This is a genomic window from Klebsiella sp. PK18 (assembly GCF_057784655.1).
In genome coordinates, this window is record NZ_CM173493.1 from 1,647,495 (window position 1) to 1,662,399 (window position 14,905).

Sequence of the window (14,905 nt, forward strand, 5' to 3'; positions counted from 1 at the left end):
CTCAGGCTCCCTGAGGATTATTGTTCTGATCGGTTGGCTCCGGGGTCTCCCGGCAGGCTATCAACGGGTCGACTATCTGACGGCTGCCGCCGTCGGTCAGACCCAAATCGGTTAAATGCGGCCCGGCGTTACAGGCAAGGCAGGTTCCTTCAATGGCCTTGAACACCCGGTACGGTGGCTCCCAGTCGGCGACTTGGCTACTCAGATCGCGCAGCTCGCGGAACTGACGCGCCAGCTCGGCGGCCGGGAGATCCGACAGCATGCCGGCAATCGGCATTGCCACATGGGCAAGGATCTCGCCCTGTTGCGCCAGCGCCATCCCGCCGCCGGAGGCGATAAGCTGGTTGGCCGCCAGCGCCATATCATCAGCGTCGCGCCCGAGCACCACCAGATTGTGCGAGTCGTGGGAGTAGCTGGTGGCGATGGCGCCGCGCAGCTCACCCCAGCCTTCGAGCAGGGCGATTTGCGGTGTCGCCTGGTGGCGGCCGTGGCGGTGTTTAACCCAGATCAGACTGAAGCCGGCGGGCAGCTGGACTTTCCCGTCACGAACCTGCACTTCCACTTCGCCCCACTGGGTGAAGCGCGCGCCGCGGATATGACGCAGGCGGGCGATGCCGTGACGAATGCCCTGGACGCGCAGAACAAAGTCATCGGCGCGGAGGGGGGCGATCGGCAAAGTATCGCGCGGCGGCGTCACGCCCGGCGCGGGGGCGATCGGCTTCAGCAGGCGGCCAGCATGGGCCAGCCGTTCCCCCCCAACGTAGACTTCACGGGCCACCAGTTTCTCCAGGGAATCAAACACCACCAGATCCGCGCGCCGCCCGGCGGCAATCAGCCCGAGATCGTGGCGCTGCAGGCGAAGAGCGGCGTTGAGGGTGGCGAATCGCAGCGCATCGACCGCCGGTAAACCGTGCTCGATCAGCAGATTAAGCAGGGCGATGATCCCGCCTTTCTCCAGCAGCATATCCGGCGGCACGTCATCGGTGCAGACGGTGATTTGCGAGGAGAGGTGCGGCAGCGTTTTTAACGCCGCGACGATATCCGGCAGCAGATAGGGGTGCGAGCCGCGGATCTCGATCGTCAGACCGGCGCGCAGTTTTTCCAGCGCGTCGTCCGCCGAGGTCAGTTCATGATCGGAGGTGACGCCGGCGGCGAGGTAGGCCTGCAGATCAGCGCCGCTCAGGCCGCGGGCGTGGCCTTCAATCAGTTTGCCGCTGTTGAGACCGGCCTGGACAATCTCCTGCATCCGCTCGCTACCGTGCAGCACGCCGTGCATATCCATCACTTCCGCCACACCGCGCACTTCCGGCCAGCCGAGCATGGTCTCCATCTCCGCGCCGGCGAAATCGGCGCCGGACATTTCGAGACCTGGCGTGGAGGGGACGCTGGACGGCGCGGCGACCATCACCTGCAGCGGCAGATGGCGGCTGGCGTCAACCGCGTAGCGCACGCCCTCGACGCCGAGGACGTTGGCCAGCTCATGCGGATCCCAGAACACCGCGGTGGTGCCCTGGGTGAGGACGATTTCCGCGTAGCGCTCCGGCGGCAGGTGCGAGCTTTCGAGGTGTACGTGGGTGTCCATCAGGCCGGGGGACAGGTAGCCACCGGCCAGGGAACGTACTTCATGGGCGTCGGTGCGGCTGCCGCGCGGGTGGACGCTGGCGATCATTTCGCCGACGATACCGACGTCAGCGGGGCGAATTTCGCCCGTGGCCATATCGACGATCTGCGCCTCGACCAGCAGCAGATCAAACGGGGATTCGCCGCGCGCGGCCTGCACGGCGCGACGACGGACTTGAGCATTGCTGGACATAACCACTCCGGCACAAGGATAATGCGGATACTCTATGGGCACAGCAAACGTTTGCCCAGATGAATAAATTTATCACCCGATAAGCTCGGGTTATTGTGCAGGACCACCGTAGCGAACCCGATAATGAACGAACCCTGGCAGCGTCTGCCCGCGCTCTCTCTTAAACAGCTTCAGTATTTCGTCACCCTGGCCCAGCTGCGCCATTTTACCGATACCGCCAGTCGGCTGGCGATTAGCCAGCCGGCGCTGAGCAGCGCGCTGCGGCAAATTGAAACGGTGCTCGGCGGCAAGCTGGTCAACCGTACCGCTTCGGCGGTCACCCTGACTGAACTGGGGGCGGCGATTTTACCCCACGCCCAGCGGATCCTCAGCGTAGCGCAGGCGGCCTTTTTCGATATGCAGCAGATCGTCGAGGCGGGCGGCGACGGGACAGTGCGTATCGGTCTGGTGCCGTCGGTCAGTTCGCTGCTGTTTCCGCTGCTGCCGCAGACCCTGGCTAAGGCCTTTCCGCGTCTGCGCATTGAATTTCACGATCAGACCAACGATGCGCTTATCCAGGCGCTGCTGCGCGGCGAGATTGATTTCGGCATCGGGGCGATCGACAGCTCAGTGCCTGCTGAACTGCTGGTCTATCCGCTGCGCGAAGATCCCTTTGTGGCGGTGCTGCACCGTGACGATCCGCTGGCCGCGCAGGCGCACTTGCCGTGGAAACAGCTGGTGGGGCGGGATATTGCCGTCTTCTCGAAGGGTAATATTCAACGGCTGGTGGCGGCATTAGTGGAGAGCCATCGCCTGACGCTGACCACCCGCTACCAGGTGGACTATATCGAAACCCTGTATGGCCTGGTGCGCTCGCGCTTAGCGGTGGCCATTCTGCCGGCGCTGTACACCACCCATCTGCAGGACCCGGCGCTCCAGGTCGCCCAGTTGCAGCAGCCGGCGCTGACCCGTACGGTGGCCCTGATGCGCGGCCCGCAGGCGCTGCCGCCGCTTATCGAAGCCTGTTTTTCCCTGCTGCAGGGAGAATTGCGCTAGGGCAGGTGCTTGATCAGCACGTCTGCGGTTAAGTGATTGATGTACTCCAGCGAGTGTGAGGAGAGGACGCCCAGCAGTCGATTATGGTGCCCGGCAATAATTAAATCGATCTGCCGCTGCCGAACGCAGGTTTCCACGTCTTCAAACCGGCGGGTGGTCACCAGCGAGAGGGTTTCAACCGGCAGGGAGACAGTGCAGGCCAGCTCGTTGAGCAGGGCCTTAGCCTGGATCACCTCCTGCGAGACCTGATCGTCGCGCAGGCTGTCGGAAACATAGTTCAGCGCCCGATAGTCGGTGCTGATGTGGGCGATGGTGATGCGCATGCCGTTCTCTTCTGCCATTCTGGCGGCATGCTCGAGCAGCGGGACGCCGTCCTGACTGCTGTTAATCAGTACCAGCGCATGGTGATAAACGGCCATGGCGTATATCCTCGGTAGGCTAAATAGCGCATGATGTCATCATTTTCCGCCCGCCAGCAGCGGAATGCAATCTCGCCCGGTCGCTTGATAAGCATGATGGCCGCGCGGGTGTCGTTGCAGGGCTAAAGGCTTGTTGTATGAACCGGTGAGTTGCGGTAAATTCCACAACGCTTAACAATTTCACTATTTTGACTCGGGGTGCCCTTCTTCGTTGAAGGCTGAGAAATACCCGTACCACCTGATCTGGATAATGCCAGCGTAGGGGGTTAATTTTATTATATAATTCATTGCGTTACATAAGCTTCTGTTCATTTTCCTGTATGAACTGTAACAGAGGCAGTGTTGATTTTGCTTACCAAACGTATCCGCTATACCTTCCTTCGGGACTCTATCTACTACATTCAGTTTTGCCTTCCAGATGGGAAAATGTTTAGGCGCTCTCTGAACACTGATAGCCATCGTGAGGCCAGTGTTTTGATGATAGCTTTAATGCCTTTTATCCTTCAGGTTAAGAATCGCCAGTTAACTCCAGAAGCTCTCTGTCTCCAGCTTAACGCGCTTAACACTAATCGAATGCTTGAAAGGGCAGCTAGAGCTTTCCCGCTCTCTATGCCGCTCTCCCTTCCTCCAGAGAAGCAGATAGAGCAAAAGAAGGGGCTGCATTTAGGAGAAGCTTGGGCGCAATACAAACATGAGCTGGGGAAGGGATGGACTGCTGCTATCCACTCTGCAAATGAGCGCTATATGGAAGTGTTATTAACCATACTTGGAGATGATAGGGATGTAGCTACCATCACAAAGAGGGAAATAAAGCAGGTGATGGAGGTGGTAGAAGGCCTCCCTAAGCGAGTCATACAGTCTTACAGGCCTATGGATATAAAACAGCTCATTGCGTGTGATGTGCCGGAGGAACACCTGATAGGGACGGAGGCGATTCACAAGCATTTAAAAATTTATAAATCTTTGTTTAAAACATTTTTGCAGGAAGAAAAGGACGTACTTACAGTTTCCCCTACAGATGGTGTCATAGCTCCGCCGTCTAGCGCTCGCTATGGGGCTTATACAAATAGTGAGATGAAGAGCTTTGTCAGTTATGCAATCGAAGAGGCCAAGCCTGAATGGCTCAAATGGATTATCCTACTTCTTGCGTATACAGGAGCAAGAAGGGGAGAGATTGCCACCCTCACTAAATCACAAGTGAGATATGACGATGATAGTAATCGTCACTATCTACTCATTACGGACGGAAAAACTGAGAACGCAGCGAGGGAGGTTCCTCTCCATAACCATCTTATTGATTTAGGTTTTCTGGATTTTGCTGCAAGCAAGAAGACGGAGCTTTTCAGTGAAGTAGCGGGAACCAATATGGCTAAGATTGGTAAGGTGATGTCAGATATCAGGGAAGAGCTTAACATCCCATACAGAGACATCCACAACCAGCGGAGGATATTGCATAGCTTTAGACATAGCGTTGTTACAGCGGCCACTGGATGGATGAATGACATCACTCACTTGCAGCAAGTAGTAGGGCATGAGAAGACGGGGACAGGCATAACGCGCAGGTATATCCACACCTTCCCCCTGTCCGTCGTATGTCATATCATTGATGGACTTAACTGGCGGTAAACGCTACATAATTAACACAGCAAAAAGGCACATAAGCGATGGCTAGACCGTTCTCTCAAAGATATGGACACGTTAAAGTTGAAGAAGTAATTCAGGTGGAGAGTCTTAATAAAGACTCTAGAATGGCAATCTGGAACTGCATCCATGAGGAGTTATTAAAGTATAAACGTCAAACCGATGATACAATTGAAACTATTGCTCGAAGAGTATGGATTAATTTTTTAAAAAATGATTCGTCTAAAGTCCCTATATATTCATCTTCAGTAGGCGCCCCAGATTTAGTAGGGGAAATTAAGAGAGTGATAATAAGTGCTCATTGGTACTATGTTTATGATTTGGTTGAGTTTATTATTGATGAAACTCGTGGAACAAACTTCGAAGATTTATCAATATATTTGAATTCTGTTTTCAAATCGGAAGGGCTAGCATACTCCATTATTGATGGTATGGTTGTTCCTGTGTCCACCCCTCTTGAGGTTGAGAGCATACAGGAGGGGATTAATACTGGCAGTGATTCTTCAAGAAAACATTTCGAATGTGCATTAGAGTTACTATCTAACAGAGAACAACCTGATTTTAGGAACTCTATCAAAGAATCTATCTCTGCCATAGAATCATTGTGCAAGAAGATCTCTGGTAATGAGAAAGGGACTCTTGGGGATTGCCTTAAAACTATTGAGGATAAAGGACATATTCATCCAGCAATGAAACGAGCATTCCAACAGCTATATGGGTATACAAGTGACCAGGGTGGAATACGTCACGCGTTAACAGATGATAGTGAGGAGCCCACATTAGAAGAAGCTCGTTATATGCTGGTGATATGTAGCGCCTTTAGTAATTATCTTGTGTCTAAAATGGCTGATTAAATAATATTGCGGGGTGCTATTATACCTCGCATTTTTAATGCGGCAGCAGTAAGTAATAGCGTAGCTATAAATCTATTATACATGCCATTGTTAATACAATGTGCTGAGCATCGGTACGATGCAAAGCGTATATAACACTACATATAGCTGTATATAAATTATAGAGATGGAAATAAGAGAAGGGGTGCGCTTACAGTAGGATATTGCATTCTATTCGTCACAGTATCTGTACTACAGCTTTAGCAGGATGGGTATCTAACCTTGCTCTTCTACAACAAACAGTAGGACACGAGAAAAGCGCGGGTATAACTAAAAGATATCTTCATACATTCCCATTACAAACTATCTGTTATGTAATTGATGGTATAGAATGGAGATAAGCACAGTGTTCTTCACAATGTGGATGGGTTTTGTATTACTAACACTGTCATTAATTTCATTAATGACAAGATAAAAATAGTTGATAGGGGGGGTATGAAATATTTAATTTTGATAGCAAGTATGATGGTTGCTGTTCCTGCTATGGCTGATAGCATGGATCATGAAACTAAAGCACAAGCATATGTTTCCTGTGCTTTCTACGGTGATATGTCAGTATTAGGTAAGAAACCAGATACATATGATATTCCATCAAGTGAAGTTGATATATTCAGAAAAGCAGCTCTTATAGAATGGAGACTCAATAACAAAGCTAATAATGTTTCTTATAATGTTGATGAGGAAATTATTAACTATGCTGAATATGTAGCATCACAAGAGGCTCAATTGTGGGAAAAACAAGGTATGAACAATGATAAAATTAATTATATTTCAAGAAAATACTATCATGAAATGAATTGTCCATTGCTTCTACAGACACTGTAATAAATAATAAATTCATAAGGGCTGCTTTTAGCGGCCCTTTTCTTCTGGTCTTAATCTTTATGAGGTTGTGTAACAACAGATGGTTTTACAGTGTAGTTGGCGACCTATAGCGACAACAAATAATAGTTAATAAAATTCTTATATATTATGTGCGAAAATTCATAGGCTGCTTATACGCGATTTTGAGATGTTTAAATATTTCTGGTAGGGTAGGGGGTTAATAAAGAAAACGCCCTGTGGTTGATTACAGAGCGTTCTAGGGGCGTATTTGAGAAGGGTTTTAGATATTAATTAGAATTACAAATAACACCAGTACCTAAATGGTTACAAGTAGTGGTAGTCATTGTGTGTTGTGGCTGCTGTTGCTGTAGTCCCTGCTGAGTAACATTATTAAGCCCATTCATGCCATTAACAAATGTTCCCATTTGACCAGCAGCAATACATGCATCTTTGTCGCCACTGTTGCACATTTCCATTACTTGACCAACAGATTTAAAATTATAACGACTATTCCACATACTTGTAGGATCGCTGGAACAACCACTTAGAGTTATCAAACTAACTGTAGCAATCATCATCAATTTAATTTTCATATTATTAACATTCACCAAAATTATGACATGGGTTCGGTGTAAAATAATGTAAATATGCATTTCCTTCAATAACAAAGTTAGATCGTATCGATAAAACAGATTGACCAATTACTACTACATCAGTGATAACTATAACAAGTTAATAAGTTCACTTATCAGGCTTGATAAAATTCCACTGAGTAAGAATCATATCTTTGATGATAGCTCTTGCATTTTTATTGGCTGCTATCATCCCAAGAACAGTAAACAGTAAGAGAGATAAAGTGTGTTCCATAGTTAACCTCATAATTAATTAGACATATATCTAAAATATTACAAGGCCCTTGGATTTGGTTCCATCTATTTAACTTTAATCAATTTAGATTCAGTCTCATACCCACCATTCTTAAATCTAGAAAGAACTATGTAATCAACTTCTATTTTCTTAGCTATCCCTTTCATCCATTGTAAGCACACCCGTTTTAGTTCCACGCACTTTTTGAGATTTCCGGGTTTTGACCCTGGCCCAAAATCAGGGAGGAGATCAATTGATGATATGGCCCCTTACTACAGTGTCTGAAGGATTGGAGGATGGTTAAAACACAACCTATCAACTGAGGTACAAAGTGCGGTACAAGGCTAAAATTTGAACTAATCAAAACCTCACTTGCTCAATGATTTTTAATGGAGTAATCTACGAAAAAGTGTAGGAAAAATAACACGATGACTCGGGGTGCCCTTCTTCGTTGAAGGCTGAGAAATACCCGTACCACCTGATCTGGATAATGCCAGCGTAGGGAAGTCAGAGACCGCAGGGTCATTGCTTCTACCTCGTCTGGCGGGAGCAAACCATGCCTGAGCTGCTGAATCCCGCGCCTGTCGCGCACCTGCGCCATCTGCTGCGCGCCCATTCCCCCCTTGTGCACTGCATGACCAATGACGTGGTGCAGACCTTTACCGCCAATGTTCTGCTGGCCGTCGGCGCCTCGCCGGCGATGGTGATCGATCCCCGCGAAGCGGCGCAGTTTGCCGCTATCGCCGATGCGCTGTTAATTAACGTCGGTACCCTGACCGAAGATCGCGCCGTGGCGATGCGCGCCGCGGTGGAGCACGCCCGTCAGGCCGGCAGGCCCTGGACGCTGGATCCGGTGGCGGTCGGCGCCCTGACCGTGCGCACGGCCTTTTGTCATGAGCTGCTGGCCCTCCAGCCGGCGGCCATTCGCGGCAATGCCTCTGAAATTCTGGCGCTGGCCGGGATGAGCGCCGGCGGGCGCGGGGTGGATACCACCGATACGGCCGCCGCGGCGCTGCCGGCGGCCCAGGCGCTGGCTAGTCAGTTAACCACCATTGTGGCGGTTACCGGCGAGGTGGATTACGTCACCGACGGCGAGCGGGTGCTCAGCGTGGTGGGGGGTAATCCGCTGATGACCCGGGTGGTGGGCACCGGCTGCGCGCTGTCGGCGGTGGTGGCGGCGAGCGCTGCGCTGCCGGGGGACCGGCTGGAAAACGTGGCCGCCGCCTGTGGGCTGATGAAGCAGGCCGGGGAGATCGCCGCCCGTCAGGGAGGCCCTGGCAGCTTTATTCCGGCGTTTCTCGACGTGCTGTATCAGGAGGTGCAGGGATGAAACGCATCAACGCCCTGACCATCGCCGGCACCGATCCCAGCGGTGGGGCCGGTATCCAGGCCGATCTGAAAACCTTCTCCGCGCTGGGGGCCTATGGCTGCTCGGTGATCACCGCCCTGGTGGCGCAGAATACCCGCGGTGTGCAGTCGGTCTATCGCATCGAACCGGATTTTGTGGCCGCGCAGCTCGACTCGGTGTTCGGCGATGTGCGTATCGATACCACCAAAATCGGCATGCTGGCGGAGACCGATATTGTGGAAGCCGTGGCCGAGCGGCTGGCGCGCTACCGGGTGGCCAACGTGGTGCTGGATACCGTCATGCTGGCGAAAAGCGGCGATCCGCTGCTGTCGGCCTCCGCGGTGGAGACCCTGCGTCAACGATTGTTGCCGCAGGTGTCATTGATCACCCCGAACCTGCCAGAAGCGGCCGCGCTACTCGATGCCCCCCATGCGCGCACCGAGCGCGAGATGCTGGAGCAGGGGCGGGCGTTGCTGGCGCTGGGCTGCGGCGCGGTATTAATGAAGGGCGGCCATCTCGACGACGCCGAAAGCCCGGACTGGCTCTTCACCCGCGAAGGGGAACAGCGGTTTACCACGCCTCGCGTGCAGACCAAAAATACCCACGGCACCGGCTGCACGCTCTCCGCCGCGCTGGCGGCGCTGCGCCCCCGTCATGCGGACTGGGCGGCCACCGTCGCCGAGGCGAAGGCCTGGCTGTCGGCGGCCCTGGCGCAGGCCGACTCTCTGGAAGTGGGCCACGGCATCGGGCCGGTGCACCATTTCCACGCCTGGTGGTAAATGGCAGCGCAACGGGACAGCAGAATCTCCTGAAAAAATGGCCCCCCGGCTGGAAAATAGGCTAAGTCGGTACCAGGCTTAACCTGCCCAAAAAAATTGGGTTGGGATAATGCATGCCGGCTTCGGCCGGCCTTACGGGAGATTGCTATGACTGATATTACGCAGTTGCTGGGCAAAGATGCCGAGAGCCTGTTGCAGCACCGTTGTATAACCATTCCGGCCGACCAGCTGTATCTGCCTGGGGCAGATTATGTTGATCGGGTGATGGTGGATAATAACCGACCACCGGCGGTGCTACGCAATATGCAGACCCTGTACAATACCGGACGCTTGGGGGGAACCGGCTACCTTTCCATTCTGCCGGTTGACCAGGGCGTGGAGCACTCGGCGGGCGCCTCCTTCGCCGCCAACCCGCTGTACTTTGATCCGAAAAATATCGTCGAGCTGGCGATCGAAGCCGGCTGTAACTGCGTGGCGTCGACCTACGGCGTGCTGGCCTCGGTGTCGCGCCGCTACGCGCATCGCATCCCTTTCCTGGTGAAGCTCAACCATAACGAAACGCTGAGCTACCCCACCGAATACGACCAGACCCTCTACGCCAGCGTTGAGCAGGCGTTCAATATGGGGGCGGTGGCCGTGGGAGCGACGATCTATTTCGGCTCGGAACAATCGCGTCGTCAGATAGAAGAGATTTCCGCCGCCTTTGAGCGGGCCCATGAGCTGGGCCTGGTCACCGTGCTGTGGGCCTATCTGCGCAATTCGGCGTTCAAGAAAGATGGCGTCGACTATCATGTCTCCGCGGACCTGACCGGTCAGGCCAACCACCTGGCGGCCACCATCGGCGCCGATATCGTTAAGCAAAAAATGGCGGAGAATAACGGCGGCTACAAAGCGGTTAACTTCGGCTATACCGACGATCGGGTGTACAGCAAACTGACCAGCGATAACCCCATCGATCTGGTGCGCTACCAGCTGGCCAACTGCTATATGGGCCGCGCCGGGCTGATTAACTCCGGCGGCGCGGCGGGCGGGGAGACCGACCTTGCCGACGCGGTGCGCACGGCGGTGATCAATAAACGCGCCGGCGGTATGGGGCTGATCCTCGGCCGGAAGGCGTTTAAGAAATCGATGGCTGACGGCGTGAAGCTGATCAATGCCGTGCAGGACGTCTACCTTGACGGGAAAGTGACTATCGCCTGATAAGCACGAGTATCGTTGGGATCCCCGGTGGCGCGACGCGCACCGGGGTTACCGTTGTGTATGCGCCTTCAGGCCGCGCCGTTACCGCGTCAGCAGCCAGCGGGCGGTATGTTCATCGGTCACCAGACCATTGATCCAGCCGCCTTTAAGGGCGGCCAGGATCGCCGGTCGTTTGTATTCTCCACAGGCCGCGGCAATACGCGGGCAGTGATTCTGACGGATATCATAGCTGGTGATCATGCGGTTGATCTCGCTGTCTACCACGTGGCCTTCCGCATCGATAAACCGTCCGAGGATCTCTCCGATGCCGCCGCGCGCGGTCAGCTCATCCATTTGCGCCTGATTGATAAACCCGTCTTTAAAGATCGGACTTTGCGTGCCCAGGGGACCAATGCCGACAAAAATCACGTCCGCCTCTTGGGCGACGCCGGAGACGCTGCGGAATAAGCGGTTGGTGCACCACATCTCATGCTCCTCCGCGCTCTGGGCGTAGCGCGGCGCAGGCCACTGATAGTACTTGGCCTTAATTTTGCGGGTCAGCAGCAGGGGCACGTCATCGTAATAGTTGCACTGCCCGTCGGCGTTCATGGCGCTGATCAGCGCCACGCAGCGGGTATTCAGGCTGTCAAAATCGATGCGCTGCAGCGCTTTTTTCAGGGTCAGGCCCGAGCCCAGGCCGATGATTTTCTCCTTATCATCCTGCAGATAGCGAGCCATCAGCTGATAGCAGCCAAACGACACGCTGACGAGGGTGCTTTCTTCGCTAAAGGCGGGGACCACATTGCACTCGATCAATCGATACTTTTCCTGCAGCAACTGCGCATAATCGAGGCAGTTTGCTACCGGATGGTGCAAATTAATCGACACTATCCCTTCTTCTTTCGCGCCGGCGATCAGCCGTTGCACCACCGGTCTGGAGGTACCCAGCTGGCTGGCAATCTCGCTCTGATTCTGACCGGCGATGTAGTACATCCATGCGGCACGCACCTTCTGATCCAACCGGATATCGTCTTCTTTACTCATGGTTTCCCGCCCTAAGTTGCTGACCAGGGCTCGCAATTGGCCCGGCGAATACCCGCATTCTCGCCGTGGTTGGCATAACTGGCAAGCTTTTGCTCTTTATTGGTCATTTGTAATTTGATTGGGTAATTGTTCTTTTGTGATCCGTGGCTCTTATTTTGGTCAAATGATCAATTACAGTGGCGCCATCAACTCAAGGAGAACAGAACATGAACAATCAATTCACATGGCTTCATATCGGTCTGGGTTCTTTTCATCGCGCGCATCAGGCGTGGTATCTGCATCGTCTGATAGCGTCCGGGGATAAGCGCTGGCACATCGCGGCAGGAAATATTCGTAACGACGCCGAGCAGGTGGTGCAGGCGCTGGCGGCGCAGGGAGGACGTTACGTCCTGGAGACCGTCAGCCCGGAAGGGGAGCGCGAATATGAAGAAATCACTTCTATCCAGAAATTGCTGCCGTGGCAGGCCGGGCTGCAGCCGCTGATTAACGAAGGGGCCAACCCGCAGACCAAAGTTATCGCCTTTACTGTGACGGAAGGGGGGTACTACCTGAACACCCGCCATCAGCTGGAAACCAGTAACCCCGATCTGCAGGCCGACCTGCAAGGCGAGTGCAAAACCATTTATGGAACCCTCGCGCGGATCCTGGAGAAGCGCATGGCCGACGACGCCGGGCCGCTGACCCTGCTCAACTGCGACAACGTGCGCCACAACGGCGAGCGTTTCCACGACGGCATGGTCGAGTTCCTGCAGCTCACCGGCAAACAGGCGGTGATTGACTGGATGGCGGCCAATACCACCTGTCCGAACACCATGGTGGACCGCATCACCCCGCGTCCAGCGGCCGATCTGCCGGCCCGGATCAAAGCGCAAACCGGGATTGATGACAAAGCGCCGGTGATGGGGGAGACCTTTATCCAGTGGGTGGTGGAGAACCACTTCCGTGATGCCCGCCCGAACCTGGAAGCGGTCGGCGTGGAGATGGTCGAGTCGGTCATCCCGTATGAAGAGGCGAAAATCCGCATTCTGAACGCATCGCACAGCTGCATTGCCTGGGCGGGAACCTTAATTGGCCAGCAGTATATTCATGAAAGCACGCTGACCGATGTTATCTACGCCATTGCCGACCGCTACGTCACGGAGGATGTCATTCCCTGCCTCGGCGATAACGGCATTGATCTGCCGACCTACCGGGATGTGGTGCTTAAGCGCTTTACCAATCCCTATATCCAGGACACCAACCAGCGCGTCGCCGCCGACGGCTTCTCGAAAATTCCGGCGATGATCGCCCCCACGCTGCAGGAGTGCTATCAGCGCGGCGTCCGCCCTGAGGCGACCGCCATGCTGCCGGCGCTGTTCTTCGTCTTTATGGAGCAGTGGCATAAGGGAACGCTGCCCTATCAGTACCAGGACGGCATCCTGGATGCGCAGGCGGTGCATGAGATGTATGAGGCTCAGGATCCGGTGGCTGTCTATGCCCGCGATAAAGCCCTGTTTGGTGACCTCGCCAATAACGCGGATTTCCTGGCGCTGATGCGCGAGAAAGTCGCCGCCGTTTACACGCTGATTAAATAAAGAGGTGGCTATGTATCTGGGTATCGATCTCGGCACATCGGAAGTCAAAGCGCTGGTCATTGATGAGAACTATGAGGTTATCGCCAGCCATAGCGCGCCGATGAGCATTCAGCGGCCCCATCCGCACTGGTCAGAACAATCACCGGAGCTATGGTGGGAGGCGACGGAGTACCTGATGAGCACGCTACGGGAAAAATGCGCGCAGCACTGGCCGGCCATCAAGGCGATTGGCCTCTCCGGACAGATGCACGGCGCGGTGTTGCTGGATGAAGAGGGGGAGACGATCCGTCCGGCCATTCTGTGGAACGACACCCGCTGCGCCGCAGAGTGCGCCGAGCTGGAGGCGATGGCGCCGGAGCTGCATCAGGTGGCGGGCAACCTGGCGATGCCGGGCTTTACCGCGCCGAAGCTGCTGTGGGTGCGCCGTCATGAGCCGCAACACTTTCAGCGCACCGCCACGGTGCTGCTGCCGAAGGATTATCTGCGCTATCGGATGACCGGGAAGAAAGTCTCCGACATGTCGGACGCCGCCGGGACGCTGTGGCTGGACGTGGCGAAGCGCGACTGGTCCGACGCTCTGCTGGACAAGTGCGGCCTGTCGCGCAGCCACATGCCGGCACTGGTCGAAGGCTGCGAGGTTTCCGCCACCCTTGATCCGCAGGTGGCGGCGCGCTGGGGGCTGAACGCCTCGGTGGTGGTGGCCGGGGGCGGGGGGGATAACGCGGTTAGCGCCATTGGCGTCGGCGCGGTCTCGCCGGGGGATGCGTTTATTTCGCTCGGCACCTCCGGGGTGCTGTTTGTGGTGACCGACGCCTATCGTCCGGCGCCGCAGTCGGCGGTACATGCGTTTTGTCACGTGCTGCCGAACCTGTGGCACCAGATGAGCGTCATGCTGAGCGCCGCCAGCTGTTTGCAGTGGTTCTGCCGCCTGACCGGCACCACGGAGGTGGCGCTGCTGGCGGAAATTGCCGAGCTCAGCGAGGAGGAGAAAGCCCACGCCCCGTTCTTCCTGCCCTATCTCTCCGGCGAACGTACCCCGCATAACGATCCTGACGCGCGCGGCATGTTCTGGGGCATGACCCACGCCAGCCTGCGTGCTCAGCTTGGCTACGCGGTGCTGGAAGGGGTGAGCTTCGGTATCAACGACGGCCTGCAGGCGTTGAAAGAGAGCGGTACGCCCATCGCGCAGTGCTCGCTGGTGGGCGGCGGCGCCCGCAGTCCTTTCTGGGCCCAGCTGCTGGCCGACATTCTCGCTATGCCGGTGGTGACCCATAAAGGGGGAGAGACCGGCGGCGCGCTGGGCGCGGCGCGGCTGGCCTGCCTGGCGGCGGGCAAACCGATTGCCGCGGTGTGTGAAAAACCGGAAGTCTGGCAGACCTGGCGTGCGGATCCCGTTCGCCACCACACCCTGATGCAACGCTACGCGCAGTTTAAAGACCTGTATTTAAACGACCTGAATTACCGGCAGCACTGATTTTCATCATAACA

General features: G+C 55.0%; 13 protein-coding genes, 1 pseudogene and 2 riboswitches. Of the genes and pseudogenes, 10 read left to right on the plus strand and 4 right to left on the minus strand.

Annotated elements, in window-relative coordinates; all coding sequences use genetic code 11:
• Window position 1: 1 nt before the first annotated feature.
• Window positions 2–1,813 (minus strand): adenine deaminase, encoded by a 1,812-nt coding sequence (locus tag AC3EMD_RS08055; protein WP_110227615.1) that lies wholly within the window; start codon window positions 1,811–1,813, stop codon window positions 2–4.
• Between the two features lie 120 nt (window positions 1,814–1,933).
• On the opposite strand from AC3EMD_RS08055, the gene AC3EMD_RS08060 reads away from it, so the two are divergent.
• Window positions 1,934–2,848 (plus strand): LysR family transcriptional regulator, encoded by a 915-nt coding sequence (locus AC3EMD_RS08060; protein WP_181404843.1) that lies wholly within the window; start codon window positions 1,934–1,936, stop codon window positions 2,846–2,848.
• On the opposite strand, the gene AC3EMD_RS08065 is transcribed toward AC3EMD_RS08060, so the two are convergent.
• Complete coding sequence (locus AC3EMD_RS08065) at window positions 2,845–3,267, minus strand: universal stress protein (RefSeq protein WP_012541051.1); 423 nt, start codon at window positions 3,265–3,267, stop codon at window positions 2,845–2,847. The two genes, AC3EMD_RS08060 and AC3EMD_RS08065, sit on opposite strands and share 4 nt — an antisense overlap.
• A 184-nt stretch (window positions 3,268–3,451) precedes the next feature.
• Window positions 3,452–3,548: riboswitch (TPP riboswitch) on the plus strand.
• Window positions 3,549–3,615: 67 nt separating this feature from the next.
• Here AC3EMD_RS08065 and AC3EMD_RS08070 point away from each other — a divergent pair.
• The 4 genes and pseudogenes from AC3EMD_RS08070 to AC3EMD_RS08085 all read left to right on the plus strand — a co-directional run bounded on the left by AC3EMD_RS08070 (window position 3,616) and on the right by AC3EMD_RS08085 (window position 6,626).
• Entirely contained in the window at window positions 3,616–4,893 is a 1,278-nt protein-coding gene (locus AC3EMD_RS08070) for a tyrosine-type recombinase/integrase (protein ID WP_302074019.1), read from the plus strand.
• 38 nt (window positions 4,894–4,931) lie between these two features.
• Window positions 4,932–5,762 (plus strand): AbiJ-NTD4 domain-containing protein, encoded by an 831-nt coding sequence (locus tag AC3EMD_RS08075; protein WP_131024889.1) that lies wholly within the window; start codon window positions 4,932–4,934, stop codon window positions 5,760–5,762.
• Between the two features lie 197 nt (window positions 5,763–5,959).
• Window positions 5,960–6,142: pseudogene (locus tag AC3EMD_RS08080) on the plus strand (integrase); the annotation flags it as partial.
• Window positions 6,143–6,236: 94 nt separating this feature from the next.
• Entirely contained in the window at window positions 6,237–6,626 is a 390-nt protein-coding gene (locus tag AC3EMD_RS08085; RefSeq protein ID WP_248179026.1) for a hypothetical protein, read from the plus strand.
• A 287-nt stretch (window positions 6,627–6,913) separates the two neighbouring features.
• Here AC3EMD_RS08085 and AC3EMD_RS08090 read toward each other — a convergent pair whose 3' ends face one another.
• Window positions 6,914–7,219 carry a hypothetical protein gene (locus tag AC3EMD_RS08090; protein WP_077270014.1) on the minus strand — a complete coding sequence of 102 codons (306 nt, stop codon included), beginning with the start codon at window positions 7,217–7,219 and terminating at the stop codon, window positions 6,914–6,916.
• A gap of 698 nt (window positions 7,220–7,917) precedes the next feature.
• A riboswitch (TPP riboswitch) is annotated at window positions 7,918–8,015 on the plus strand.
• A 34-nt stretch (window positions 8,016–8,049) separates the two neighbouring features.
• Here AC3EMD_RS08090 and thiM point away from each other — a divergent pair.
• The 3 genes from thiM (at window position 8,050) to fbaB (ending at window position 10,820) form a co-directional block, all read left to right on the plus strand.
• Window positions 8,050–8,823 carry a hydroxyethylthiazole kinase gene (gene thiM, locus AC3EMD_RS08095; RefSeq protein WP_072124584.1) on the plus strand — a complete coding sequence of 258 codons (774 nt, stop codon included), beginning with the start codon at window positions 8,050–8,052 and terminating at the stop codon, window positions 8,821–8,823.
• On the plus strand, window positions 8,820–9,620 hold the full coding sequence (gene thiD, locus AC3EMD_RS08100; RefSeq protein WP_023323018.1) for a bifunctional hydroxymethylpyrimidine kinase/phosphomethylpyrimidine kinase: 801 nt from the start codon (window positions 8,820–8,822) through the stop codon (window positions 9,618–9,620). Before thiM ends, thiD begins: the two co-directional genes overlap by 4 nt.
• Window positions 9,621–9,767: 147 nt before the next feature.
• Complete coding sequence (gene fbaB, locus AC3EMD_RS08105; protein ID WP_004201578.1) at window positions 9,768–10,820, plus strand: class I fructose-bisphosphate aldolase; 1,053 nt, start codon at window positions 9,768–9,770, stop codon at window positions 10,818–10,820.
• Window positions 10,821–10,901: 81 nt separating this feature from the next.
• Here the strand turns inward: fbaB and AC3EMD_RS08110 are convergent, their stop codons facing one another.
• Window positions 10,902–11,843, minus strand: a complete 942-nt coding sequence (locus tag AC3EMD_RS08110; protein WP_110227612.1) for a sugar-binding transcriptional regulator — start codon at window positions 11,841–11,843, stop codon at window positions 10,902–10,904.
• Window positions 11,844–12,049: 206 nt separating this feature from the next.
• On the opposite strand from AC3EMD_RS08110, the gene dalD reads away from it, so the two are divergent.
• A complete protein-coding gene (gene dalD, locus AC3EMD_RS08115) occupies window positions 12,050–13,417 on the plus strand; it encodes a D-arabinitol 4-dehydrogenase (RefSeq protein ID WP_032736020.1) in 1,368 nt (455 codons plus the stop codon).
• Between the two features lie 10 nt (window positions 13,418–13,427).
• The gene (gene xylB, locus AC3EMD_RS08120) at window positions 13,428–14,891 is read left to right on the plus strand and encodes a xylulokinase (RefSeq protein WP_302074020.1); all 1,464 of its coding nucleotides are present in this window, start codon (window positions 13,428–13,430) and stop codon (window positions 14,889–14,891) included.
• The last annotated feature ends 14 nt before the right edge of the window (window positions 14,892–14,905 follow it).